This window comes from Streptomyces sp. NPDC007907 (assembly GCF_042959365.1).
GTDB classification, from domain to species: domain Bacteria; phylum Actinomycetota; class Actinomycetes; order Streptomycetales; family Streptomycetaceae; genus Streptomyces; species Streptomyces indiaensis.
In genome coordinates this window covers 670,437-690,342 of record NZ_JBIBKR010000003.1, presented here as the reverse complement: position 1 = coordinate 690,342, position 19,906 = coordinate 670,437, and the positions used below count along the sequence as shown (strand labels likewise).

Genomic DNA, 19,906 nt, shown 5'->3' with positions numbered 1-19,906 from the left:
CCTATGCCGGAACTCCCCGAGGTCGAGGCGCTCAAGGACTTCCTGACCGAGCACCTCGTCGGCCACGAGATCGTACGGGTGCTGCCCGTCGCGATCAGCGTCCTGAAGACGTACGACCCTCCCCTGTCCGCGCTGGAGGGCCAGGAGGTCACCGCCGTACGCCGCTACGGCAAGTTCCTCGACCTCGTGACCGCGGACGGCCCGCACCTCGTGACGCACCTGGCCCGCGCGGGCTGGCTGCACTGGAAGGACCGCCTCCCCGACGGCCCGCCCCGCCCCGGCAAGGGCCCGCTCGCGCTGCGCGTGGCCCTGGAGACCGGCGCCGGGTTCGACCTGACCGAGGCCGGCACCCAGAAGCGGCTCGCGGTGTACGTGGTGGGCGACCCGCAGGAGGTCGAGGGCGTGGCCCGGCTCGGCCCGGACCCGCTCGCCGACGACTTCGACGAGCGGCGCTTCGCGGAGCTCCTGGCCGGGGAACGGCGGCAGCTCAAGGGCGCGTTGCGCGACCAGAGCCTGATCGCGGGCGTGGGCAACGCCTACAGCGACGAGATCCTGCACGTGGCGAGGATGTCACCCTTCAAACTGGCGGCGTCCCTGACCGACGAGGAGACCGGGCGGCTGTACACGGCGCTGCGCGAGACGCTCACCGAGGCGGTCGAGCGTTCCCGCGGTGTGGCGGCGGGGCGGCTCAAGGCCGAGAAGAAGAGCGGACTGCGTGTGCACGGCCGCACCGGTGAGCCCTGCCCGGTGTGCGGCGACACCATCCGTGAGGTGTCGTTCAGCGACTCCTCGCTCCAGTACTGCCCGACCTGCCAGACGGGCGGCAAGCCCCTGGCGGACCGCAGGATGTCCCGGCTGCTCAAGTGACCGGCGCCTGGGGCCCGCGTCACCGGGACGGCGGCGACCACTCGAACATCAGGATGGTCGCGTCGTCCCGCAGCCGGCTGGTCGGCGAGTCCAGGATGGAGTGGACGAGCCGCCGCAGCGTCTCGGACGGCAGCTCGCCCGCGGCCAGGGCTCCGATGATGTAGTCGGCGAACTGCTCCAGTCCGAACTCCGCGCCGTCGACGGCCCTGGCCTCCGTGACCCCGTCGGTGTACATCAGTACCCGGTCGCCGGGCTTCAGCGCGATCTCGTGCGTCTCCCGTCTCCGCCCGGTCAGCAGGGACGGCATCCCCATCGGCAGGTCCGGCTCGCGCCGCATGGCGTCGACCAGCGGCCGCCGGTCGCGGATGAGCAGCGGGGTGGGGTGCCCGCAGTTCACCCACCGCAGCATCCCGGACGCCAGGTCCAGCTGGGCGAGGACACCCGTGCAGAACTGGTCGGGGAGCCACTGCGACAGCGCGTCGTCGACGCTCTCCACCAGCTCGGGCAGGTCCGCCCCGGTGCGCCGGGCGTTGCGGCACGCGGCCAGCGACACCGCCGTGGTGAGTCCGGACGCCAGGTTGTGTCCCATGGCGTCGAGCACCGCGACGTGCAGCGTGGTCTCCGTCAGGGAGTGGTCGAACCCGTCGCCGCCGAGTTCGTAGGCGGGCTCCAGCACGGCCGTCGACACGACGTCGGAGGTGCCGATGGTCCGGGGCGGGAGGAAGGCCCGCAGCATCTCGGCGGGCAGGCGCATCGGCCGGGTGCGCAGACGCCGTACGAAGGAGTCCTGGTACGCCCGCGTCGACGTGATCATCATGGCGAGCAGTGTGGCCAGGGCGCGGGCGCGGCGCAGCACGTCCGGTGTCAGCGCGGGGGAGTCGACCGCGATGACGCCCAGGCGTTCGGCGCCGTCCACGAGCGGGATCCAGGCCGTCATACCGCCCTCCTCGGACACCGCCACGCGCAGGGACTGGGTGCGGTAGGTCCAGCCCGCGAGCGAGTCGTCGACGAGCAGCGGGGTGGCCACGTCGGTGAGCGGTACCAGCCGGCGCTGCTGGATGTCCGAGAGGTAGACCACGGAGCTCTGCAGGCCGAGGGCCCTGGTGCAGCGGGCCGCCGCGGTGGGCAGGTCCAGGGTCGCGTTCTCCGGGTCGGCCAGGAACTCCTCCAAGCGGCCGTCCCCGGTCGCTGCCGTCACCGCGTCTCCCCTCGCCGGGACCCCCGGTACCGGGCGGTCTCCCGGGTCCGTCGTCCAGCAGTCTCACACCGGGGCGCGCCGGGCGCCCGGTGACAGGGGCGGACGGATGGTCAGCTCGGCTGGATCCTCCACAGGACCTCACCGGCCGCCGAGCGGATCTCGTAGCGGGCGATGTCCTCCGGATGCAGGGAGGAGCTGGCCATCATCGTGTTGGGGTGGTCGTGCCCGGGCCCCTGCCAGCTGGTGGCGGTCTCCTCGGTGCCGTCGTGCCCGATGATCACCAGATGGCAGGCGCGCGGGCCCGAGCCGTCCTTGACCTTCAGCTCGACCTGGCTGCCCGAGGCCTCGTCCTCCGTCGTGACCTGCGCCCACACTCCCGTCCGAGTGTCGGTCGCCGCGACGATCCGGGGCTGCTCCTCGGCGCTGCCCTCGGCCATCATCGCGATGCCGGGGACCGACGCCGCGAAGACGACCGAGGCGGCCAGTGCGAACAGCAGCCGTCTGCGTCCGGCCCGGCGCCGGGTCGCCACCTCGGCCAGCAGCCCGTCCAGCATGCGCGGCCCGGGCTGGGCCAGCGGGTGCACGAACCGTGGCGTCGACCGCCGGTACAGCATCAACTGCCGTGTGGTCGCGCCGAATTCCGTCACCTCTGCAGCGCACCGAGGGCACTCCATGAGGTGGTCCTCGAAGCGGAAGGCCTCCGCCTCGTCCAGCACGCCGAGCGCGTAGGCCGCGACGTCGCGATGCCTCTCCAGGGACCTCATGCCGAATCCTCGTGCCGTTGGGTGCGGGTGGGGTTACTCCTTGCTCCCACCGGTACGGACCAGGCAGCGGAATCACTCAAGCCGGTGACACAATCGCAACCAAAGGATTCGGAGCCCTCCGGCCCGCGGATTGGTCCGGGACCGCAGAAATCTAAAAAAGATGGATCGCGAGGTGTCCCAGCGGCAGCCCGAGCTGCCAGGCGGGCGTCCAGACCTTCGGCCCCTCGTCCTCCCCGACCACCGGCGCGCCCCCCGGCACCGCGTTCAGATCGGGTGCGAGCAGCTCCGTCTCCTGCAGCCAGCGCCAGGCCTCCTCGGCGAGGTCGAGGTCCGGCGCGGACCCGCCCGACGCCGCGGCGCCGGTGGCGAGCTCGGCCAGCCGCTCGCGCACCCACTCCTGCCACGGCTGGTCGTAGGCGGTCAGCGACAGCCACGTCTCCAGCTGGGTGACGACCCGGATGCCGGAGAGCTCCCCGTCGGTGTCGGACAGGAAGATGGTCAGCGCCAGGGCATCGCGCCCGGCGCGGAACTCGAAGGACGTCGGCGGCATCAGATCGCCGGTCCGCAGGAGCTCGTCGGCGATGTACTCGGCGTACAACCACGCCATGGGGACGGCCAGTTCACCGTCGGCACCGTCCGTGCTCCCCTGCTCTTCGTCCAGCATCCCTTCCTGCCTTCCTCCGGTACGTGCGCGTCGCCCGACACCGGGCCCCGGGAGCGCTGACGGCCCCCTCCGGAACACGGATGAGAACAGCCGATTACTCAACCGGGGTCATCGGCAAGGCGCTTTACGGAGGCTTGACCCACCCATCGGTTTCAACGCAGGTCGGCGGCGTATCCCGGTAGCACCCTGCGCAGGGCGCGCAGCGCGTAGTACGCGCGGGACTTCACGGTACCGGGCGGGATCCCGAGGGCTGCCGCTGCTTCCGCCACACTCGCCCCCTGGAAGTACACGAGCACCAGGACTTCACGGTGCTGCGGAGTGAGTGTCTTCACAGCCTCGCGGACGTCGAGCATCGCCGCGGCCCGCTCGGCGTGGTCGGAGATGACCCGCGCGTGCTCCAGCACCGCGTCGCCGACCTCGGGCGGACGGGCCTGGCGGGCCCGCCGGGCGTCGATCGCGAGCCGGCGCGCGACGGTCATCAGCCAGGGCCGCACGGAGTCGAAGTCGTCGGCGCGCAGGGCCTCGGGGTGCTGCCAGGCACGCACCAGCGTCTCCTGGACGAGGTCCTCCGCCCGCTGCCGGTCGCCGTCGCAGAGCCGCAGCAGCAACGCGAAGAGGGGCCGGCCGTGCTCGCGCTGCAGTGCTGCGAGCTCGTGCTCGGCGGTCGTTCCGTTCGTGAGAGTGGATCCGGCCGTCATGGCCGTATGGCACCGCAGCGCGCGGCCCCGGCACAGGGCACGTACCGGGCTGTGCGACGGACGGTCGATCGCGTCGACGAACGGTTCGACGAACGGTCGGGCCCCCGGCCATGCGGGTGCCGGACGGGCTGATGAGCGTGTCGGAGACACGCGGGACACCAGAAGCCTTCTTTCCTGATGGTGCGTAAATATGACCACAACGCCCATAGTGGGGTGAATGCATGCTCGCGCGCAGTCGACAGATCGCCCTGGTCCTGACCGTCGTCCTCGCCGCAGGCGCCGCCTGCCAGGCCCGCGACCACGACAAGCCCGACCGCGGACGCCCGGCACCGGCCGCCGGGCCCCGCGGCTTCACACTCGTCGCCTCCGGTGACGTCCTCCCGCACAGCACGATCATCGACCGGGCCGGCTTCGACGCCGGCGGCACCGGCTACGACTTCCGGCCGATGCTCGCCGGGATCCGCTCCGTCGTCTCACGTGCCGACGTGGCCCTGTGCCACATGGAGACGGTCTACGGCGCGAACGGCGTCTACACCGGCTACCCCACCTTCAAGTCTCCGCCCGAGGTGGCCGACGCCCTCGCCGCCACCGGCTACGACGGCTGCTCCACCGCCTCCAACCACACCCTCGACGACGGGGCCGACGGAATCCGCCGCACCCTCGACGCCCTCGACCGCGCGGGCGTACGGCACGCCGGCTCGGCACGCACCGAGGAGGAGGCACGCACCACGACCGTCCTCCGAGCGGGTCCGGCCGAGATCGCCCACCTCGCCTACACCTACGACACCAACGGCATCCCGTTCCCCGACGGGCAGCCCTGGGCCGTCAACCTCACCGACGAGAACAGGATCGTCGAGGACGCCCGGGCCGCGCGCCGGGCGGGCGCCGACGTGGTCGTGGTCTCCCTGCACTGGGGCACCGAGTGGCAGGACGCCCCCGACGACCGGCAGCAGACCCTGGCCCGGAACCTCACCGCCGCGCGCACCGGCAACCGCCCCGACATCGACCTGATCCTCGGCACCCACGCGCACGTCCCGCAGGCCTACGAGAAGGTCAACGGCACCTGGGTGATCTACGGCATGGGCGACCAGATCGCCGGCGAGATGACCAACTACGAGGGCGCCAAGGACCCGCGCGGCAACCAGTCCACCCTCGGCCGCTTCACCTTCGCCCCGCCGGCCCGGCCGGGAGAGCGCTGGCAGGTGACCAAGGCGGAGTTCGTCCCGCAGCTCTTCGACGTCGACGCCGGACGGGTCGTGAACCTCAACCGGGCGCTCGCCCGGGGCGCCGACGTCGGAGCCGTGCGCGACCGCATCCGCGACGTGGTGCTCAGCCGCGGCGCGGCCCAGGACGGACTGGTGATGGGGGAGTAGCGGCCCCGACGGCCCGGGTGCCGTACGGCCCTACGGCACCACCGTCACCGGCCAGCGCCCCGCCTTCACCAGGCGCACCGCCACCGAGCCCACGATGCGGTGGCCCGCCTGTTCCGAGGCGCCCACGACCACCGCGTCCGCCTTGAGTTCGTCGGCCGCCGTCACCAGGCCGTTGTAGGGGTCGCCGCGGAACGTGTGAAACTCCCAGCGGACCTCGAATATCCCCTTGAGCCGCTCGGCCGCGTCCCGGATCTGCGCCACCAGGTCCTCGGCGATCTCGTCCGTCGCCTCCGCCACCGGCACCCCCAGCGCCGCACCGGCCGCCAGCACCGGCTGCACGTACACCACGGCGAGCAGCGCGTGCTGGCGCCGCGCCAGGCCGGCGGCGTAGGCCGCGGCCCGCAGGGAGGAGTCGGAGCCGTCGACCCCGGCCACGATCACCTTCGGCCCGTCCGTGCCCCGCTCGAACCGGGTGGAGTGCTGTTCCGTCACGCCGCGAGGCTATCGGAACCGTCAGGGCCGGCCGCCGGGCGGGACGGGGTCCGGCGGACCGCACCCGGGGCCGGTGAGCCGCCCGCCGCCACGCAGGACTCGTGGTCTCGGGCCGGGGTTCCTGTGCCGCGTGGGACGTGAGCGCTCGACGGGCGAGGTGGCGCGGGTGTTCCTAGAGTCGAAAGCATGAGTGTCATCGCGGACACCCGGACGGCCGAGGACACCTCCGGCGCCATACCACCGCCCCACCGGGCGCACGGCTTCCTCAGCCGGGTACCCCAGGGCTTCGCCGTCCTCTTCGGCGCCCTCGGTCTGCTCTGCGCACTGCTGGCGCTGATCCCCCCGCTGCGCACCGGGCTCCGCCCCCTCGTCCACTTCCTGGACCTCCTGCTCGTCCCGGTCAGCGCCAACCTCGCCTACGCGGTCTTCCTGTTCCTGCTGGCCGCCGCCACCGGCGCCCGCAAGAAGATCGCCTGGTGGCTGGTCGTCGTCTACCTGGGCCTGCTGGTCCTCACCGACATCCTCGGCATGGCCGTCGGCGAGTTCGCCGAGTCGGTCCCCTCCTTCGTGGTGTGCGGCCTCGCCCTGATCCTGCTGATCCACGCCCGCAAGGAGTTCTACGCCGCCTCCCGCCGGGCCGCGGTCCGCCGGGCCCTGGCCGTCCTGGTCGCCGGACTGGTGGTGGCGATCCTGGTCGGCTGGGCCCTGGTCGAGGCCTTCCCGGGCAGCCTGCCCAGCGGACAGCGTCTGGCCTGGGCCGCGAACCGGGTCTGCGGCGGTCTCGTCCCCGCCGGCAGCTTCGACGGCCGGCCCCCGCACGCCCTGTACTTCCTGCTCGGCCTGTTCGGCGCGCTGGCCCTGCTCAACGCCGCCACCACCCTGTTCCGCTCCCAGCGCCTCGAAGCCGCCCTGCACGACGACGAGGAGACCCGCATCCGGGCCCTCCTCGGCCGCTACGGCGACCAGGACTCGCTCGGCTACTTCGCCACCCGCCGCGACAAGGCCGCCGTCTTCTCACCCAGCGGCAAGGCCGCCGTCACCTACCGCGTCGAGGCCGGGGTGTGCCTGGCCAGCGGCGACCCGGTGGGCGACCGCGAGGCCTGGCCGCGCGCGATCGCCGCCTGGCAGGAGGTGGCCCGCCGCTACGCCTGGGTCCCCGCCGTGATGGGCGCCTCCGAGGAGGGCGCCCGGGCCTACGTCCGCGCCGGGCTCGGCGCGCTCCAGCTCGGCGACGAGGCCATCCTGCACGTCCTCGACTTCGACCTCGACGGCCGCGACATGCGCGTCACCCGCCAGGCCGTGAACCGGGTCCGCCGCACCGGCGTCACCTGCCGGGTCCGCCGCCACTCCACCCTCTCCGAGGAGGAGATGCGCCAGCTCGTCGAGCGCGCCGACGCCTGGCGCGACACCGAGACCGAACGCGGCTTCTCCATGGCCCTGGACCGCCTCGGCGACCCCGCCGACGGCGACTGCCTCCTCGCCGAGGCCCTCGACCGGGACGGCCGGCTCCTCGCCATCCAGTCGTTCGTGCCCTGGGGCAAGGACGGCGTCTCCCTGGACCTGATGCGCCGTGACCGCACCGCCCCCAACGGCGTCATGGAGTTCATGGTCGCCGAACTGTGCGCCGTCGCCCCGAAACTGGGCGTGCGCAAGGTCTCACTGAACTTCGCCGTGTTCCGCTCCGTGTTCGAGGAGGGCGCCCGCATCGGCGCCGGTCCGGTGCTGCGCCTGTGGCGCCGCCTGCTGCTGTTCTTCTCCAAGTGGTGGCAGCTGGAGGCCCTGTACCGCTCCAACGCCAAGTACCACCCCGAGTGGTACCCCCGCTTCCTCTGCTATGCGGAAGCCGCCTCCCTCGCCCGGGTCGGCCTCGCCTCCGGCATCGCCGAGGGCTTCGTCTCCGTACCGTCGATGCGCACGTTGTGGGGAAAGGGAAAGGGGCACCCGAAGGGCGGGCAGCGGCCCGCCACCACGGAGGGGCTGCCGTCGTTGGCGGCGCTCGGCCTCGCCGGAGGGGACGGGACCGAGCCCGCCGACCCCCTCTCCGGTCTGTCCGACCAGGTCCGCGTCCGGCACCACAAGCTCGACCGGCTGCGCGCCGACGGGACCGACCCCTACCCGGTGGGCATCCCGGCCCGCACCCACACCCTCGCCGAGGTCCGGCAGGGCGAGGAGGTCACCGTCGCCGGCCGGATCATGCTGGTCCGCGACTTCGGCGGCATCGTCTTCGTCGTCCTGCGCGACTGGTCCGGCGACCACCAACTCGCCCTGACCCGCGCCGGCTCCGGCCCCGCCCTGGACCGCTTCACCGCCGACACCGACATCGGCGACCACATCACCGTCACCGGCCGGGCGGGCGTCAGCGACAAGGGCGAGCCGACCGTCTTCGTCACCTCCTGGCAGCTCACCGGCAAGTGCCTGCGCCCGCTGCCCGACAAGCGCAAGGGCCTCGCCGACCCGGAAGCCAAGGTCCGCCGCCGCTACCTCGACCTGGTCGCGAGCCCCGACGCCCGCGAGGTGATCCGCGCCCGCTCCACCGCCGTCCAGGCCGTGCGCCAGGGCCTGCTGGCACGCGGCTACCTGGAGGTCGAGACGCCGGTGCTCCAGCAGATCCACGGCGGAGCCAACGCCCGGCCCTTCACCACGCACATCAACGCCTACGACCTCGACCTCTACCTGCGCATCGCCCCCGAGCTGTACCTCAAGCGGCTGTGCGTGGGCGGCGTGGAGAAGGTCTTCGAGATGGGCCGCACCTTCCGCAACGAGGGCACGGACTACAAGCACAACCCCGAGTTCACGATCCTGGAGGCCTACCAGGCGTACGCCGACTACGACGTGATGCTCGACCTCGTCCGCGAACTCATCCAGGGCGCCGCCACCGCCGCCTTCGGCAGGCCCGTCGCCCACAAGGACGGCAAGGAGTACGACATCTCCGGGCAGTGGCCCGTCAAGACCGTCTACGGCGCCATCAGCGAGGCCCTCGGCGAGGAGATCCACCCCGGCACCGAACTGCCGGAGCTGCTCCGGCTCTGCGACCGCGCCGACGTGCCGTACACCCCCGACGACGGCCACGGCGACGTCGTCCTGGAGATGTACGAGCGGCTCGTCGAGGAGAGGACCGAGCTGCCCACCTTCTACAAGGACTTCCCGACCGACGTCTCCCCGCTCACCCGCCAGCACCGCACCGACCCGCGGCTCGCCGAACGCTGGGACCTCGTCGCGTTCGGCACCGAACTCGGCACCGCCTACTCGGAACTCACCGACCCCGTCGAGCAGCGCCGCCGCCTCACCGCGCAGTCCCTGCTCGCCGCCGGAGGCGACCCCGAGGCGATGGAACTCGACGAGGACTTCCTCGACGCCCTCGAATACGCCATGCCCCCCACCGGCGGCCTCGGCATCGGCGTCGACCGGCTGGTCATGTTCCTCACCGGCCTGACGATCCGCGAGACCCTGCCCTTCCCCCTGGTGCGCCGCCGCTGACCCACTCGCGTGAGCCGGACGGGTGAATGTGTGCCGCCGCACCGGTGTTGCTCGTGTGCGTCGGCCGTCCGCCGGGCGACTGATGAGTCATGAAGAAGGATCAGTTGCTCACCCGGTTGCTCACCCGGCGCCGGGCGTTGCTCGCGGGCGCCGGAGCCGTGGGAGCGGCCGCGACGGCCGGAGTGGTCACGGCGGTCACCGGGGACGCACCCGCCCCCTCCACCCCCGCCGCGGGCCCCGAGGCCCGACGCCCCGTCACGTCGTCGGCGTACCGGCTGCAACCCCTGACCGGCTTCGGCCCGCCGCGCGCCGCGCCCCACCGGACCCTGGTGCGCCGTGAGGCGCCGCTGCGCGTGTCCGGCCGCGGCCGCACCCTGGTGCTGACCTTCGACGACGGCCCCGATCCCCGCTACACCCCGCACATCCTGGACACCCTGGCCGAGTACGACGTGCGGGCGATGTTCTTCGTGTGCGGCCAGATGGTCGCCGGCGGCCGGAACCTGCTGGCCCGCATGGCCGACGAGGGCCATGTCGTGGGCAACCACACCTGGTCCCACCCGTTGCTCACCCGGCTCACCCGACGCCAGATCCGCTCCGAGATGGAACGCACCAGCGACGTCATCGAGGACGCCTACGGGCAGCGCCCCGAGTGGTTCCGCGCGCCCTACGGCGCCTGGAACCGGGCCGCCTTCCAGATCGGCGCCGAACTGGGCATGGAGCCCCTCGCCTGGACGGTCGACACCCTCGACTGGGCCACCCCCGGGGTCAGGACCATCGCGAACCGGGTGGAACGGGGCGCCGCACCCGGGGTCGTGGTGCTCTCGCACGACGCCGGCGGCGACCGCTCGCAGAGCGTGCGGGCCCTGCGCCGCTATCTGCCCGAACTGCTGGACTCCGGCTACCACGTCACCGTGCCCCGGCGGAACTACGCCTGAGACGCCCCGGGGCCTTCGCCCGCCGGGCCGGGAGCGCTCAGCGCACCGCGACCAGACGGGCGAAGGCCACGACGTTCCCCGCGTACCCGTCCTGCTTGGAGAAACCGCCGCCGCAGGTGATGACCCGCAGTTCCGGAGCGCCCTTGGAGGCGTAGACACGGTCGCCGGGGAAGTTGTTCTTCTCGAACACCTCGACGCCGTAGATCTCGAACTCGGCGGTCTTCCCGTCCTGCCGCGCGACCTCGACGCGATGGCCCTTCCTCAGCGCCCCCAGTCCGTAAAACACGGCGGGGCCCTGCTGGTTGTCGACATGGCCGACCACGACCGCCGTGCCCTTCTCGCCGGGAGTGACGGCACCGGTGAACCAGCCGGCCAGGTTGGGGTCCTCCGGCGGCGGCGCGCCGACCCAGCCGTCCGTGTCCAGACCCACCGGGATCATCGGTGCGTCGACCTGGATCGCCGGGATCCTGACCCGGTCCGGGAGGGCGTAGGGCAAGGGACGGACGGCACCCGCGAACATGCCGCCCGGTACCCGGCTGTCCGCAGCGGCCGCCGTCGCCGGCTGGGGCGGACCCTCGTCGAACTCCCCCGAACCGTTGCGGATGAGCGCGAGACCGGTCAGCAGAACCAGCGCTATCACGCCCCACGGGGCGCGCTTCCTGGGCCGGGCCTCCTCTTCCGCCTGGGCCAGCTCGGACGCAGACATTCGCCATCCCCTCTCGACGCGGCCGTCGCCGTGTCCATCGCGCATAGCGACACGCTAAGTGGCGTGCGGGAAACCGGCGACGGGGCGGCGGCGAACGGGTGGCCGGGGGCGGTGAGGGGCGGTGCGGCGACATGAGGTGCGCCATCCGAGTTGCCACCGCAAGGAAAATTATGACGGTACGTGACCTGCGGCGATGTCCGCATGGGAGCTATTCGGGCACGGCCTTCGCTCACCGGGACGGACCATTCCCGAAATGCGACGCGGGGCACGGCAACTGACTGTCTTTCTGGGAGGCGCTTTCTCGCCGATCGACCGGGGACGGGTCCCGGGGCGTCTTCCGCGGAGGTTCACATGCGTAACACTCGTGCCCTGGCGGTCGCCGGCGCAGCGGTCGCCGCCCTCGGCCTCTCCGCCCCCGCGGCCGTCGCGTGGGACACGCCCAGCAACATCACCGCCCTGCCCAGCGTGATCGCCCCCGGCGGCCAGCTGACCATCACGGTCGACGGCTGCCGGGGCGGTGGCACGGCGACGTCCAACGCGTTCTCGCCGACGAGGCTCTCGCCGGTCGGCGGCGGCGGTAAGGGCAACGAGGGCGACCGTGGCGGCGGCGGCAACGGGACCGCGCGGGGCACCGCCGTCATCAACAGCGACGCCCGCCCGGGGTCGTACGACATCACGGTCGACTGCAACGGCAGGCAGATGACCAGGCCGCAGGCCTTCACCGTCATCGGCGGTGTCCGCGGCGGTATCGGCGGCAGCAGCACCACGGGTGCGACCCCGACGGACATGGCCATCGGCGGCGGTCTCGTGGCCGCGGCGCTCGTCGGCGGAGGCGTGTTCTGGATGCGCCGCCGGGCCGAGCGGCGCATCTGACGCGGAGGCGTGTTCTGGATGCGCCGCCGGGCCGAGCGGCGCATCTCACACGGACGCCTCGCCGCCCGTCGTCCCGACGGCAGGACGTCGCCCCGCACGGGAACGCCTCTCGCCCCGGCTCCCTCTCACCAGGAGAGCCGGGGCGAGAGCCTGCCGCGGGGTGTGTCAGCCGGCGTCCTCGTCGGTGCGGCGGCGTGAGAAGTGGTAGGCGACGCCGAGCGACCCGGCGATCAGAGCGGCGCCGAGGCCGATCTCCTTGAGGTCGAAGCCGGCGAGGGTGCCGCCCTCACCGGCGTGCACCCCCTTGTGGGGGTGGTGCGTCGGGTGGTGGGTGGGGTGGTGGGTGGGGTGGTGCGTCGGATGGCCGCCCGCGATCGTCAGCCGCGCGGTGCCGCTCGACTTGTCACATTCGAACTCGACGTCGTACACGGCACCGGGTTTGGCGTCCCAGTCGACGACCGCCGTCGCCCAGGACTCGTCCGGCGGGATGGTGACCAGGTCGAACACCTGCGAGTTGACCGCAGCCTCACCCTGGCACGCCCGGTTGCGCACCACTTGCACGGTGACCTCGCCCCCCGGCGCCACGGTGGAGGGCATGACGCTGAAGCCGAAGTCGCTCCGCGTCGCCGCGTCGGCGGGCACGCAGGAGGTGAGGGCGCCGGCGCCCAGCAGTACGGCCGAGGCGAGGTGTATCGCGCGCATGGTCAATCCTCCGGGTTCCGAGGAGCAGCCGCGGACCTGTTCCGCTCACGTCATACATGCACCTCGATGCCCGAAACGCTAAGAAAGTGCGCTTTCCGGCGCGATCGCAGTAGCGCAAATGGGGCACGCGTGTGGGCCGCTCGGGGGAACGCCGCTGACGCGGCCGGGGGACCGCGACGGCGTGTCGCGCGTCCCCCGGCCGGTGCCCGTGGTGCGGGGCGCCGTCAGTCCCCGACGCCCGGGAAGAGGTTCAGGAACGGGTCCGCCGAGGCGGTCACGCCCCTGCTGTAGGGCGCATCGAAGTCCCAGATCAGGAACAGCAGGAAGGCGATCAGCGCCGAGAACAGCCCGGCGAGGACCAGTTCGCGTGTCGTTCTGCGGATCTGCAGCGCGAAGATCATCCCGATGGTGATGACGGCCCCCGCGATCAGCCCGAACCACACCACTCCCGGCATGGTCTCCCCGGTCGACTCGGCCCGGGCGATCCGGGCCTGGCTCGCCGCGGTCACCTGGTCCAGCAGCGGCTGGTAGGCCTGCGCCTCGAAGTCCGTCGCCGGCTCGTAGTCGGTGACGTCCTGGCGGATCCGCTCGAAGAGCTCGGTGCCCCGCCCGGTGACCTCGCCCCTGTCGGCCATGGTGTCCCACTCGGTGGTCACGACATGGCTCACGTACGTCCGGATGTCGTCCCGGATCCGGTCGCGTTCCTCGGCCGGATACACCCGGACCCGCTCCGAGATCTCGTGCAGCGCGGTCGCCTCCGCCTGGACGTGGTCCTGCGCGGCGCTGCGGCCCTCCCATACGCCGGCGATCGCCAGGCCCAGGACGATGGCGTAGACCACGCCGATCCACATGGTCATGTACTCGATGACGTCCGGGGTCTCACTGGGATCCTCGTCCTCGGGTGCCGCGCGGTGGCGTACGAAGGTGATGACGACCACCACGGCGCAGGCGGCCAGCATCGCGAGGGTGAGAACAAGCCATTCCGGCAAGAGGTACCTCCAGGGCTTCCGGGATCAGCGCGCGCGCAGCGCGGCGACGGTCATCACCGCGGGCACCGTGACGAGCAGGACGAAGGTGAGCGGCGACACTGTGCCGTTCGCCCGCCGTGGCCGCGGCGGTGCGGCGCGGTAGCGCGGGTAGTGCACGGGCGCCGCGGACGGCCCGGGTGCGGCCGTGGCCCGCGGAGCCGGTGCCGGGGATGCGGGCGTCGTCGTCACGGGCCGCGCGGCCGGCCGGGACGTGACCGGCGTCGGGCGGGGCGTGGGGCGCGCGGGCGCGGGCCCGGCCGTGGGGGTCGGATCCGGGGGCCGGGGCTTCGGTGAGGGCCGCGGATCCGGCGGCGGCTTCGACGGCGTCGGCTGGTGCGTGGGGGAGGGGGACGGACTCGCCGTGGGGGAGGGAGTCGGACTGGGGGAGGGGGTCGGCGTGGGTGTCGGGCACGGCCAGGTCTTCCTGCTCCCGGCGTACGCCACCGCCTCCGTGCCGTCCGGCCCCGTCGAGGCGTACGCACAGGCGTCGGCCACCGCGACCCCGGCCGGTGCGCCGACGAGCGCCCAGGTCAGCGTCGCCGCCGCCAAGGTCCGTGCCGCCAGGGCGGTTTGCGTCGAAAGGGGTCCATGCACGACGAAGATCATGAGCCCTGCGCCGCCCGGACGTGCCGGGGAGCAAGGGGATTGCCCCGAAAGAGGGGCATCCGCGCATCGCCGGTTTGATCGGTGGCTGCCTGTGAGGGGACCGAGGCGCGCAGATGTACGAGGGCGCGGCGGAGGTTGTCGGGGGCTCCGGAAAGATTTTTGGCCGACGGTTGAACACAATCGGTGTCCCCATGCGTACTCATGACCGTGCGGCGGCGCAGCAGGGCGCTGCAACACCCTTGCGAATATGGGGAGTTGACGATGAAGACCTCCTGGCGGAGCGCCTCACTCGTGGCGAGCGCCGCGGCGGTCCTGGCGCTGACGACGGCGTGCGGTCAGGACAGCCCACCGGCGGCAAGCCAGAACGTGGGCGCCACGGCCGCGCCCGGGGACTACGGAAACATCGGTGCGGGCACCGGAAACGGAGCCGCCGGCACCGCGACCGGCCAGCCGGCCGCGCCGAGCGCCTCCAGCTCAGTCAATCCCGCCGGCAAGCTGTCCGTCTCCACCGCCGAGAAGGTCGGCAAGGTGGTCACCGACAGCCTCGGCCTCACCCTGTACCGGTTCGACCAGGACACCGAGCAGCCGCCCAAGTCGAACTGCGACGGCGACTGCGCCAAGACCTGGCCGCCGGTCCCGGCCGACGACGCCGAGGCCGGCGAGGGCATCGACAAGGCGCTGCTCGGTTCGGTGACCCGGTCCGACGGTACCAAGCAGCTCACGGTCGGCGGCTGGCCCGCCTACCGCTACGCCAAGGACGTCAACGCCGGTGACGTCAAGGGCCAGGGAGTGGGCGGCAAGTGGTACGCGCTCGCCCCCGACGGCAAGAAGGCGCAGGGCGGTGCGGGCGGCGCCGGTGAGGCGGACCAGGCCGGGCTGTCCACGCGCAACGACCCCAAGCTCGGCGAGATCGTCGTCGACAAGAACGGCATGACCGTCTACCGGTTCAAGAAGGACGAGGCCTGGCCCAAGCCGGTCTCCAACTGCACCGGTGCCTGCCTGGAGAAGTGGCCGCTGGTGGAGCCCGTCGACTTCGCCGACACCAAGGGCATCCAGAAGAAGGGCTACATGATCTTCGACCGGACCGACGGCAAGGGCAAGCAGCAGACGATCAACTGCTCGCCCATCTACACCTTCGCCGGGGACAAGGCTCCCGGCGACACCAACGGCCAGGGCGTCGGCGGCACCTGGTACGCCGTCCGGCCCGACGGAAAGCTGGTCGGCGCTTCGGAATAGCGGTGAAACCTCCCCAGGGTTGATCGTCTCGTCCACCCGAAGCGCAGACCCGGTCCGCCCCTCCGTTCCCCACGGAGGGGCGGACCGTTTTACCGTGGTTCACCGGAACTCAGCGAATTCCCCCCGTTCTCTCCCCTTCCGTGCCTGAACTCTCCGGAATGCCTCGGACACGGTTCGTCGCATGTTCGAAGGGCATGTTCAGGGGTATCAATGCGGCACGTGCCGCAGGCAGTGACCGGGAACGGATGGTCAATTTCCGTTTCGGGTCGCTCCATTGGCGGGCGATCAGTAGCCTCTGCTCGAACACCGGATCGCCTACGCCTTGGAGAGATAGATGGAGCGTCCCGCCTGGGCCCCACGGAGCATCGACGTCTCGGTGCCCAGCGTTTCCCGGATGTACGACTACTACCTGGGCGGATCGCACAACTTCGAGGTCGACCGGGAAGCGGCCCGCAGGGCCATGGAGTTCATGCCGGGGCTTCCCAAGATCATGCAGGCGAACCGCGCGTTCATGCGCCGCGCCGTGCGGTACGCGGTCGACCAGGGCATCTCCCAGTTCCTCGACATAGGCTCCGGCATCCCCACCTTCGGCAACGTCCACGAGGTGGCACAGGCCGCCCGGCCCGGAGCCCGCGTGGTCTACGTCGACCACGACCCGGTGGCCGTCGCGCACAGCGAGGCGGTCCTGGAGGGCAACGAGGACGCGGGCGTCGTCGCCGCGGACCTGCGCAAGCCCCAGGAGATCCTGCGCAGCCCCGAGGTGGAGCGGCTGATCGACCTGAATCAGCCAGTGGCGCTGCTCCTCGTTGCCATACTGCACTTCGTGGAGGACGAGGACGACCCGTACGGGGCCGTGGCCGAACTGGGCGAGGCGCTCGCCCCCGGCAGCCTGCTCGTGCTGACCCATGCCTCCTACGAGGGGGTCCCGCTGCCGCAGGAGCGGGCCGGGGGTGCGGTGGACGTGTACAAGAACATCCGCAACCCGTTGATCATGCGCTCGCGCGAGGAGATCGCGCGGTTCTTCGAGGGGTACGACATGGTGGAACCCGGACTGGTGGCGATGCCGCGCTGGCGGCCCGACGCCGCACCGGAGGACGAGGATCCGTACGCGTTCTCCGGGTTCGCGGGCGTGGGGCGTACCGCGTGACCGCGGAACCGGACGGGCCGGAGGACAGACTGCGCCGGTTCGCGACGATCTGGAGCCGGGCCGTCTTCCCCGTCACCTCGACGTCGTCGACCCGCCCCGAGTTCGAGGCTCAACTGCTGCCCCAGGCCCGGCGGCTGAGCGAGGCGCTGCGGGCCCGGAGCTTCGACCCCGAGGCGGGCCGTGCGGTGGGCGCCGCCCTGGTGGACGTGCACTGCACCGACCCGGAGGCGCTCAGTCGCACCCTGGACTGCGTCGACGCCTACCTGGTCCTGTACTGCGGGGGCGACGGCGACCAGGAGGACCTGCGGGCCCGGTGCGCGCGGCTCCAGCACGCGATGGCCGCCGGCTTCGCCCGGGCGCTGCGCGAGCGGACCCTGGCCGAGCAGGAGGCCGTCGCGCAGGCCGCCCTCACGGCACAGGGCGTGGTGGCGCAGGCGCTGCACGCGAGCGAGGCACGGTTCCGCGCCGTGTTCGAGGGCGCGGCCATAGGCATCGGCATGGCCGACCTGGAGGGCAACATACTGCAGGTCAACGGCGCGCTGCTGCGCATGTTCGGGGTCTCCGAACAGACGCTGCGCAGCCGCAACGTCCGGGACTGGACCCATCCCGACGACGCCCCGCAGACCTGGCGGCTCTACGACGAACTCGTCCGCGGCGAGCGGGAGCACTACCACCTGGAGAAGGCGTTCTACCGCCCCGACGGGACCGTGCTGTGGACCAATCTGACGGTCTCCCTGCTGCGTGACGCCGACGGCGATCCGCAGTACCAGCTCGCGCTGATGGAGGACACCACCGAGCGGCGGCTGCTCAACCTGCGGCTGCGCTACGAGGCCACGCACGACGCGCTGACCGGGCTGCCCAACCGGACGTTCTTCTTCGAACGCCTGGAGAAGGCCCTGGGCGCCGGGGAAGGCCAGCGATTCGGGCTGTGCTACCTGGACCTCGACGGCTTCAAGACCATCAACGACAGCCTCGGCCACGCCGCCGGGGACCGGCTGCTGGTGGAGGTCGCCGACCGGCTTCAGTCCTGCGCCACCGCGCCGGGCGAGATGGTCGCGCGGCTCGGCGGTGACGAGTTCGTGGCGCTGACCACGGGGCCCGACACCCAGCGTGGCGTCGACGAGCTCGCCGGGCGCATCATGAACGCGCTGCTCGCGCCGATCAGCGTGGACGGCCGGGAACTCACCGTGCGCGGCAGCATCGGCATCGTCGAGGGCCCGGCCGGGGAACGCAGCCCGGCGGAGGTGCTGCGCAGCGCGGACATCACCATGTACCGGGCCAAGTCGGCGGGCGGCAACCGCTTCGAACTCGCCGACCCCGAGGCCGACGCCCGGGCCATCACCCGGCACGGACTGACCACCGCGCTGCCGACGGCGCTGGAGCGGGGCGAGTTCTTCATCGAGTACCAGCCGCTGGTCCACCTCGGCGACGGCAGTGTGCGCGGCGCGGAGGCCCTGGTGCGCTGGCTGCACCCGCAGCACGGGGTGCTGGGCCCGGACCGGTTCATCCCGCTCGCGGAGCACACGGGACTCATCGTGCCGCTGGGCCGCTGGGTGCTGGAGCAGTCGGTGCGGCAGGCCCGCGAGTGGCGGGAACTGCAGGGGGGCGCCGAGGTGGTGGGGCCGCTGCGGATCAACGTGAACCTGTCGCCGTGCCAGTTGACGCACCCCGGCCTGGTGCAGGACACCGTCGACATCCTGGAGCGCACCGGTGTAGAGCCGGACGCGCTGTGCCTGGAGGTCACCGAGTCGGCGCTGATCGGGGCGGACGACGATCTGCTCAAGCCGCTGCGGCGGCTGGCGGAGATGGGTGTCGACATCGCCCTGGACGACTTCGGGACGGGGTACTCCAACCTCGCCAACCTGCGCCGGCTGCCGGTCAGCATCCTGAAGCTGGACCGCTCCTTCACACAGAGCATGCAGCAGTTCCCGGCCGACCCGGTCGACGTGAAGATCGTCGAGGGGATCGTCTCCCTGGCCCACAGCCTGGACCTCGCGGTGACGGTCGAGGGCGTGGAGACCGGCGCCCAGGCCGAACAACTGCGCGTACTCGGCTGCGACACGGCCCAGGGCTGGTACTACGCAAGGCCGGGCCCACCGGAGAGACTGCACGAGCTGGCGCTGGTCGACGCCACGGGCTGAGTCGACCTATTCGGGGGCGCGGGGAACGGCGCGAACAACCACGATGCACCCGCACCCCCGAAGCCAGCGCACCCCCTACGGCGCTCCCGGCCGGAAACCGCCTCACCGCTCGAGCAACATCCGCTGCAACTCCCGAGCGGCCCGGGGCGGGGCCACGTCACTGCGATGCGCCAGCGCGATCGTGCGGTGCAGGCCGGGTCTGGCCAACGGCGTCACCCGAAGGCCACGCCCCGACCTCGCCGCCACCATCCGGGGCACCACGGCGACCCCCAGCCCGGCCCGCACGAACCCCAGCACCGCATCCATCTCCCCGCCCTCCACGGCGAAATCGGGTTCGAACCCCTCGGCGCGGCACGCGGCCACGGTCAGCTCCCGAAGGTCGTAACCGTGCCGGAACATCACCAGCCGCTCACCCTCCAGGTCGGAGACCCGCACGGTGCGGCGCCCCCGGCCCGGGGGCGAGGCATCCGGCGAGGAGACCACGACGAGATCCTCCCGCAGCAGCTCCACCGTGGTCAGCGCGGGCGACGGGGTCGGCAGGGGCAGGACCACCAGCGCCAGGTCCAGCGCACCGCGCGCCAGTTCCCGTACCAGGTCGTGCGAGCCGCCCTCCTCGATCAGCAGCCGGATGCCGGGATAGCGGTCGTGGAAGGCCCGCAGCACGTCCGGGAGCAGGCCCGTGCAGAGGCTGGGCGTGGCCCCCAGCCGGACCCGGCCCCGGCGCAGCTGCACGAGCTCCTGCACCTCGTGCCGGGCGGTGTCCGCGTCGGCCAGGATGCGCCGGGCCAGCGGCAGCAGCGCCTCACCGGCGTCCGTGAGCGTGATGTTACCCCGGGCCCGCAGGAACAGGTCCGCACCCAGCTCCCGCTCCAGCGCCTTGATCTGCTGCGACAGCGACGGCTGCGCGACGTGGACCAGATCGGCGGCCCGGGTGAAGTGCCGGGTCTCGGCGACGGCCACGAAGTACTGGAGCTGCTGGAACTGCATGCTCCTACGATA

Annotated in this window: 18 protein-coding genes; 8 read left to right on the top strand and 10 right to left on the bottom strand. The window is 72.2% G+C overall.

The features are described 5' to 3' along the window. Positions 1-3 precede the first annotated feature (3 nt). Complete coding sequence (locus tag ACFZDI_RS14595; protein ID WP_234848827.1) at positions 4-867, top strand: Fpg/Nei family DNA glycosylase; 864 nt, start codon at positions 4-6, stop codon at positions 865-867. Between the two features lie 19 nt (positions 868-886). Here ACFZDI_RS14595 and ACFZDI_RS14590 read toward each other — a convergent pair whose 3' ends face one another. The 4 genes from ACFZDI_RS14590 to ACFZDI_RS14575 all read right to left on the bottom strand — a co-directional run bounded on the left by ACFZDI_RS14590 (position 887) and on the right by ACFZDI_RS14575 (position 4,191). After that, positions 887-2,065 (bottom strand): SpoIIE family protein phosphatase, encoded by a 1,179-nt coding sequence (locus ACFZDI_RS14590; protein WP_391250541.1) that lies wholly within the window; start codon positions 2,063-2,065, stop codon positions 887-889. Positions 2,066-2,175: 110 nt separating this feature from the next. Next, positions 2,176-2,829: a zf-HC2 domain-containing protein gene (locus ACFZDI_RS14585; RefSeq protein ID WP_234848825.1), complete on the bottom strand. Its 654-nt coding sequence runs from the start codon at positions 2,827-2,829 to the stop codon at positions 2,176-2,178. 151 nt (positions 2,830-2,980) lie between these two features. Then, complete coding sequence (locus ACFZDI_RS14580; protein WP_234848824.1) at positions 2,981-3,493, bottom strand: hypothetical protein; 513 nt, start codon at positions 3,491-3,493, stop codon at positions 2,981-2,983. Between the two features lie 152 nt (positions 3,494-3,645). Continuing rightward, positions 3,646-4,191 (bottom strand): sigma-70 family RNA polymerase sigma factor, encoded by a 546-nt coding sequence (locus ACFZDI_RS14575; RefSeq protein WP_234848823.1) that lies wholly within the window; start codon positions 4,189-4,191, stop codon positions 3,646-3,648. A gap of 221 nt (positions 4,192-4,412) precedes the next feature. On the opposite strand from ACFZDI_RS14575, the gene ACFZDI_RS14570 reads away from it, so the two are divergent. After that, complete coding sequence (locus ACFZDI_RS14570; protein ID WP_234848822.1) at positions 4,413-5,564, top strand: CapA family protein; 1,152 nt, start codon at positions 4,413-4,415, stop codon at positions 5,562-5,564. Positions 5,565-5,594: 30 nt separating this feature from the next. Here the strand turns inward: ACFZDI_RS14570 and ACFZDI_RS14565 are convergent, their stop codons facing one another. Next, a complete protein-coding gene (locus ACFZDI_RS14565) occupies positions 5,595-6,056 on the bottom strand; it encodes a universal stress protein (RefSeq protein WP_234848821.1) in 462 nt (153 codons plus the stop codon). 186 nt (positions 6,057-6,242) lie between these two features. Between ACFZDI_RS14565 and lysX the strand changes: the two genes are divergently transcribed. Both lysX and ACFZDI_RS14555 read left to right on the top strand, forming a co-directional pair. Then, positions 6,243-9,533, top strand: a complete 3,291-nt coding sequence (gene lysX / locus ACFZDI_RS14560) for a bifunctional lysylphosphatidylglycerol synthetase/lysine--tRNA ligase LysX (protein ID WP_391250534.1) — start codon at positions 6,243-6,245, stop codon at positions 9,531-9,533. Between the two features lie 89 nt (positions 9,534-9,622). Then, on the top strand, positions 9,623-10,468 hold the full coding sequence (locus tag ACFZDI_RS14555) for a polysaccharide deacetylase family protein (RefSeq protein ID WP_391250531.1): 846 nt from the start codon (positions 9,623-9,625) through the stop codon (positions 10,466-10,468). Between the two features lie 37 nt (positions 10,469-10,505). Here the strand turns inward: ACFZDI_RS14555 and ACFZDI_RS14550 are convergent, their stop codons facing one another. Beyond that, positions 10,506-11,174: a class F sortase gene (locus ACFZDI_RS14550; RefSeq protein WP_391250528.1), complete on the bottom strand. Its 669-nt coding sequence runs from the start codon at positions 11,172-11,174 to the stop codon at positions 10,506-10,508. 351 nt (positions 11,175-11,525) lie between these two features. Between ACFZDI_RS14550 and ACFZDI_RS14545 the strand changes: the two genes are divergently transcribed. Next, positions 11,526-12,047 carry a hypothetical protein gene (locus ACFZDI_RS14545; protein ID WP_234850906.1) on the top strand — a complete coding sequence of 174 codons (522 nt, stop codon included), beginning with the start codon at positions 11,526-11,528 and terminating at the stop codon, positions 12,045-12,047. A gap of 165 nt (positions 12,048-12,212) precedes the next feature. On the opposite strand, the gene ACFZDI_RS14540 is transcribed toward ACFZDI_RS14545, so the two are convergent. The 3 genes from ACFZDI_RS14540 to ACFZDI_RS14530 form a co-directional block, all read right to left on the bottom strand. Beyond that, positions 12,213-12,749, bottom strand: coding sequence for a hypothetical protein (locus ACFZDI_RS14540; RefSeq protein ID WP_391250524.1), 537 nt, complete (start codon positions 12,747-12,749; stop codon positions 12,213-12,215). Positions 12,750-12,973: 224 nt separating this feature from the next. Continuing rightward, positions 12,974-13,738 carry a DUF4239 domain-containing protein gene (locus tag ACFZDI_RS14535; protein WP_391250521.1) on the bottom strand — a complete coding sequence of 255 codons (765 nt, stop codon included), beginning with the start codon at positions 13,736-13,738 and terminating at the stop codon, positions 12,974-12,976. 24 nt (positions 13,739-13,762) lie between these two features. Beyond that, the gene (locus tag ACFZDI_RS14530) at positions 13,763-14,371 is read right to left on the bottom strand and encodes a hypothetical protein (RefSeq protein WP_391250517.1); all 609 of its coding nucleotides are present in this window, start codon (positions 14,369-14,371) and stop codon (positions 13,763-13,765) included. Between the two features lie 273 nt (positions 14,372-14,644). Between ACFZDI_RS14530 and ACFZDI_RS14525 the strand changes: the two genes are divergently transcribed. The 3 genes from ACFZDI_RS14525 (at position 14,645) to ACFZDI_RS14515 (ending at position 18,907) form a co-directional block, all read left to right on the top strand. Continuing rightward, the gene (locus ACFZDI_RS14525) at positions 14,645-15,619 is read left to right on the top strand and encodes an SCO0930 family lipoprotein (protein ID WP_391250514.1); all 975 of its coding nucleotides are present in this window, start codon (positions 14,645-14,647) and stop codon (positions 15,617-15,619) included. 334 nt (positions 15,620-15,953) lie between these two features. Beyond that, complete coding sequence (locus ACFZDI_RS14520; RefSeq protein ID WP_234749654.1) at positions 15,954-16,766, top strand: SAM-dependent methyltransferase; 813 nt, start codon at positions 15,954-15,956, stop codon at positions 16,764-16,766. Beyond that, complete coding sequence (locus tag ACFZDI_RS14515) at positions 16,763-18,907, top strand: EAL domain-containing protein (RefSeq protein WP_391250510.1); 2,145 nt, start codon at positions 16,763-16,765, stop codon at positions 18,905-18,907. Before ACFZDI_RS14520 ends, ACFZDI_RS14515 begins: the two co-directional genes overlap by 4 nt. A gap of 102 nt (positions 18,908-19,009) precedes the next feature. On the opposite strand, the gene ACFZDI_RS14510 is transcribed toward ACFZDI_RS14515, so the two are convergent. Continuing rightward, complete coding sequence (locus ACFZDI_RS14510; protein WP_391250507.1) at positions 19,010-19,894, bottom strand: LysR substrate-binding domain-containing protein; 885 nt, start codon at positions 19,892-19,894, stop codon at positions 19,010-19,012. Between the last annotated feature and the right edge of the window lie 12 nt (positions 19,895-19,906).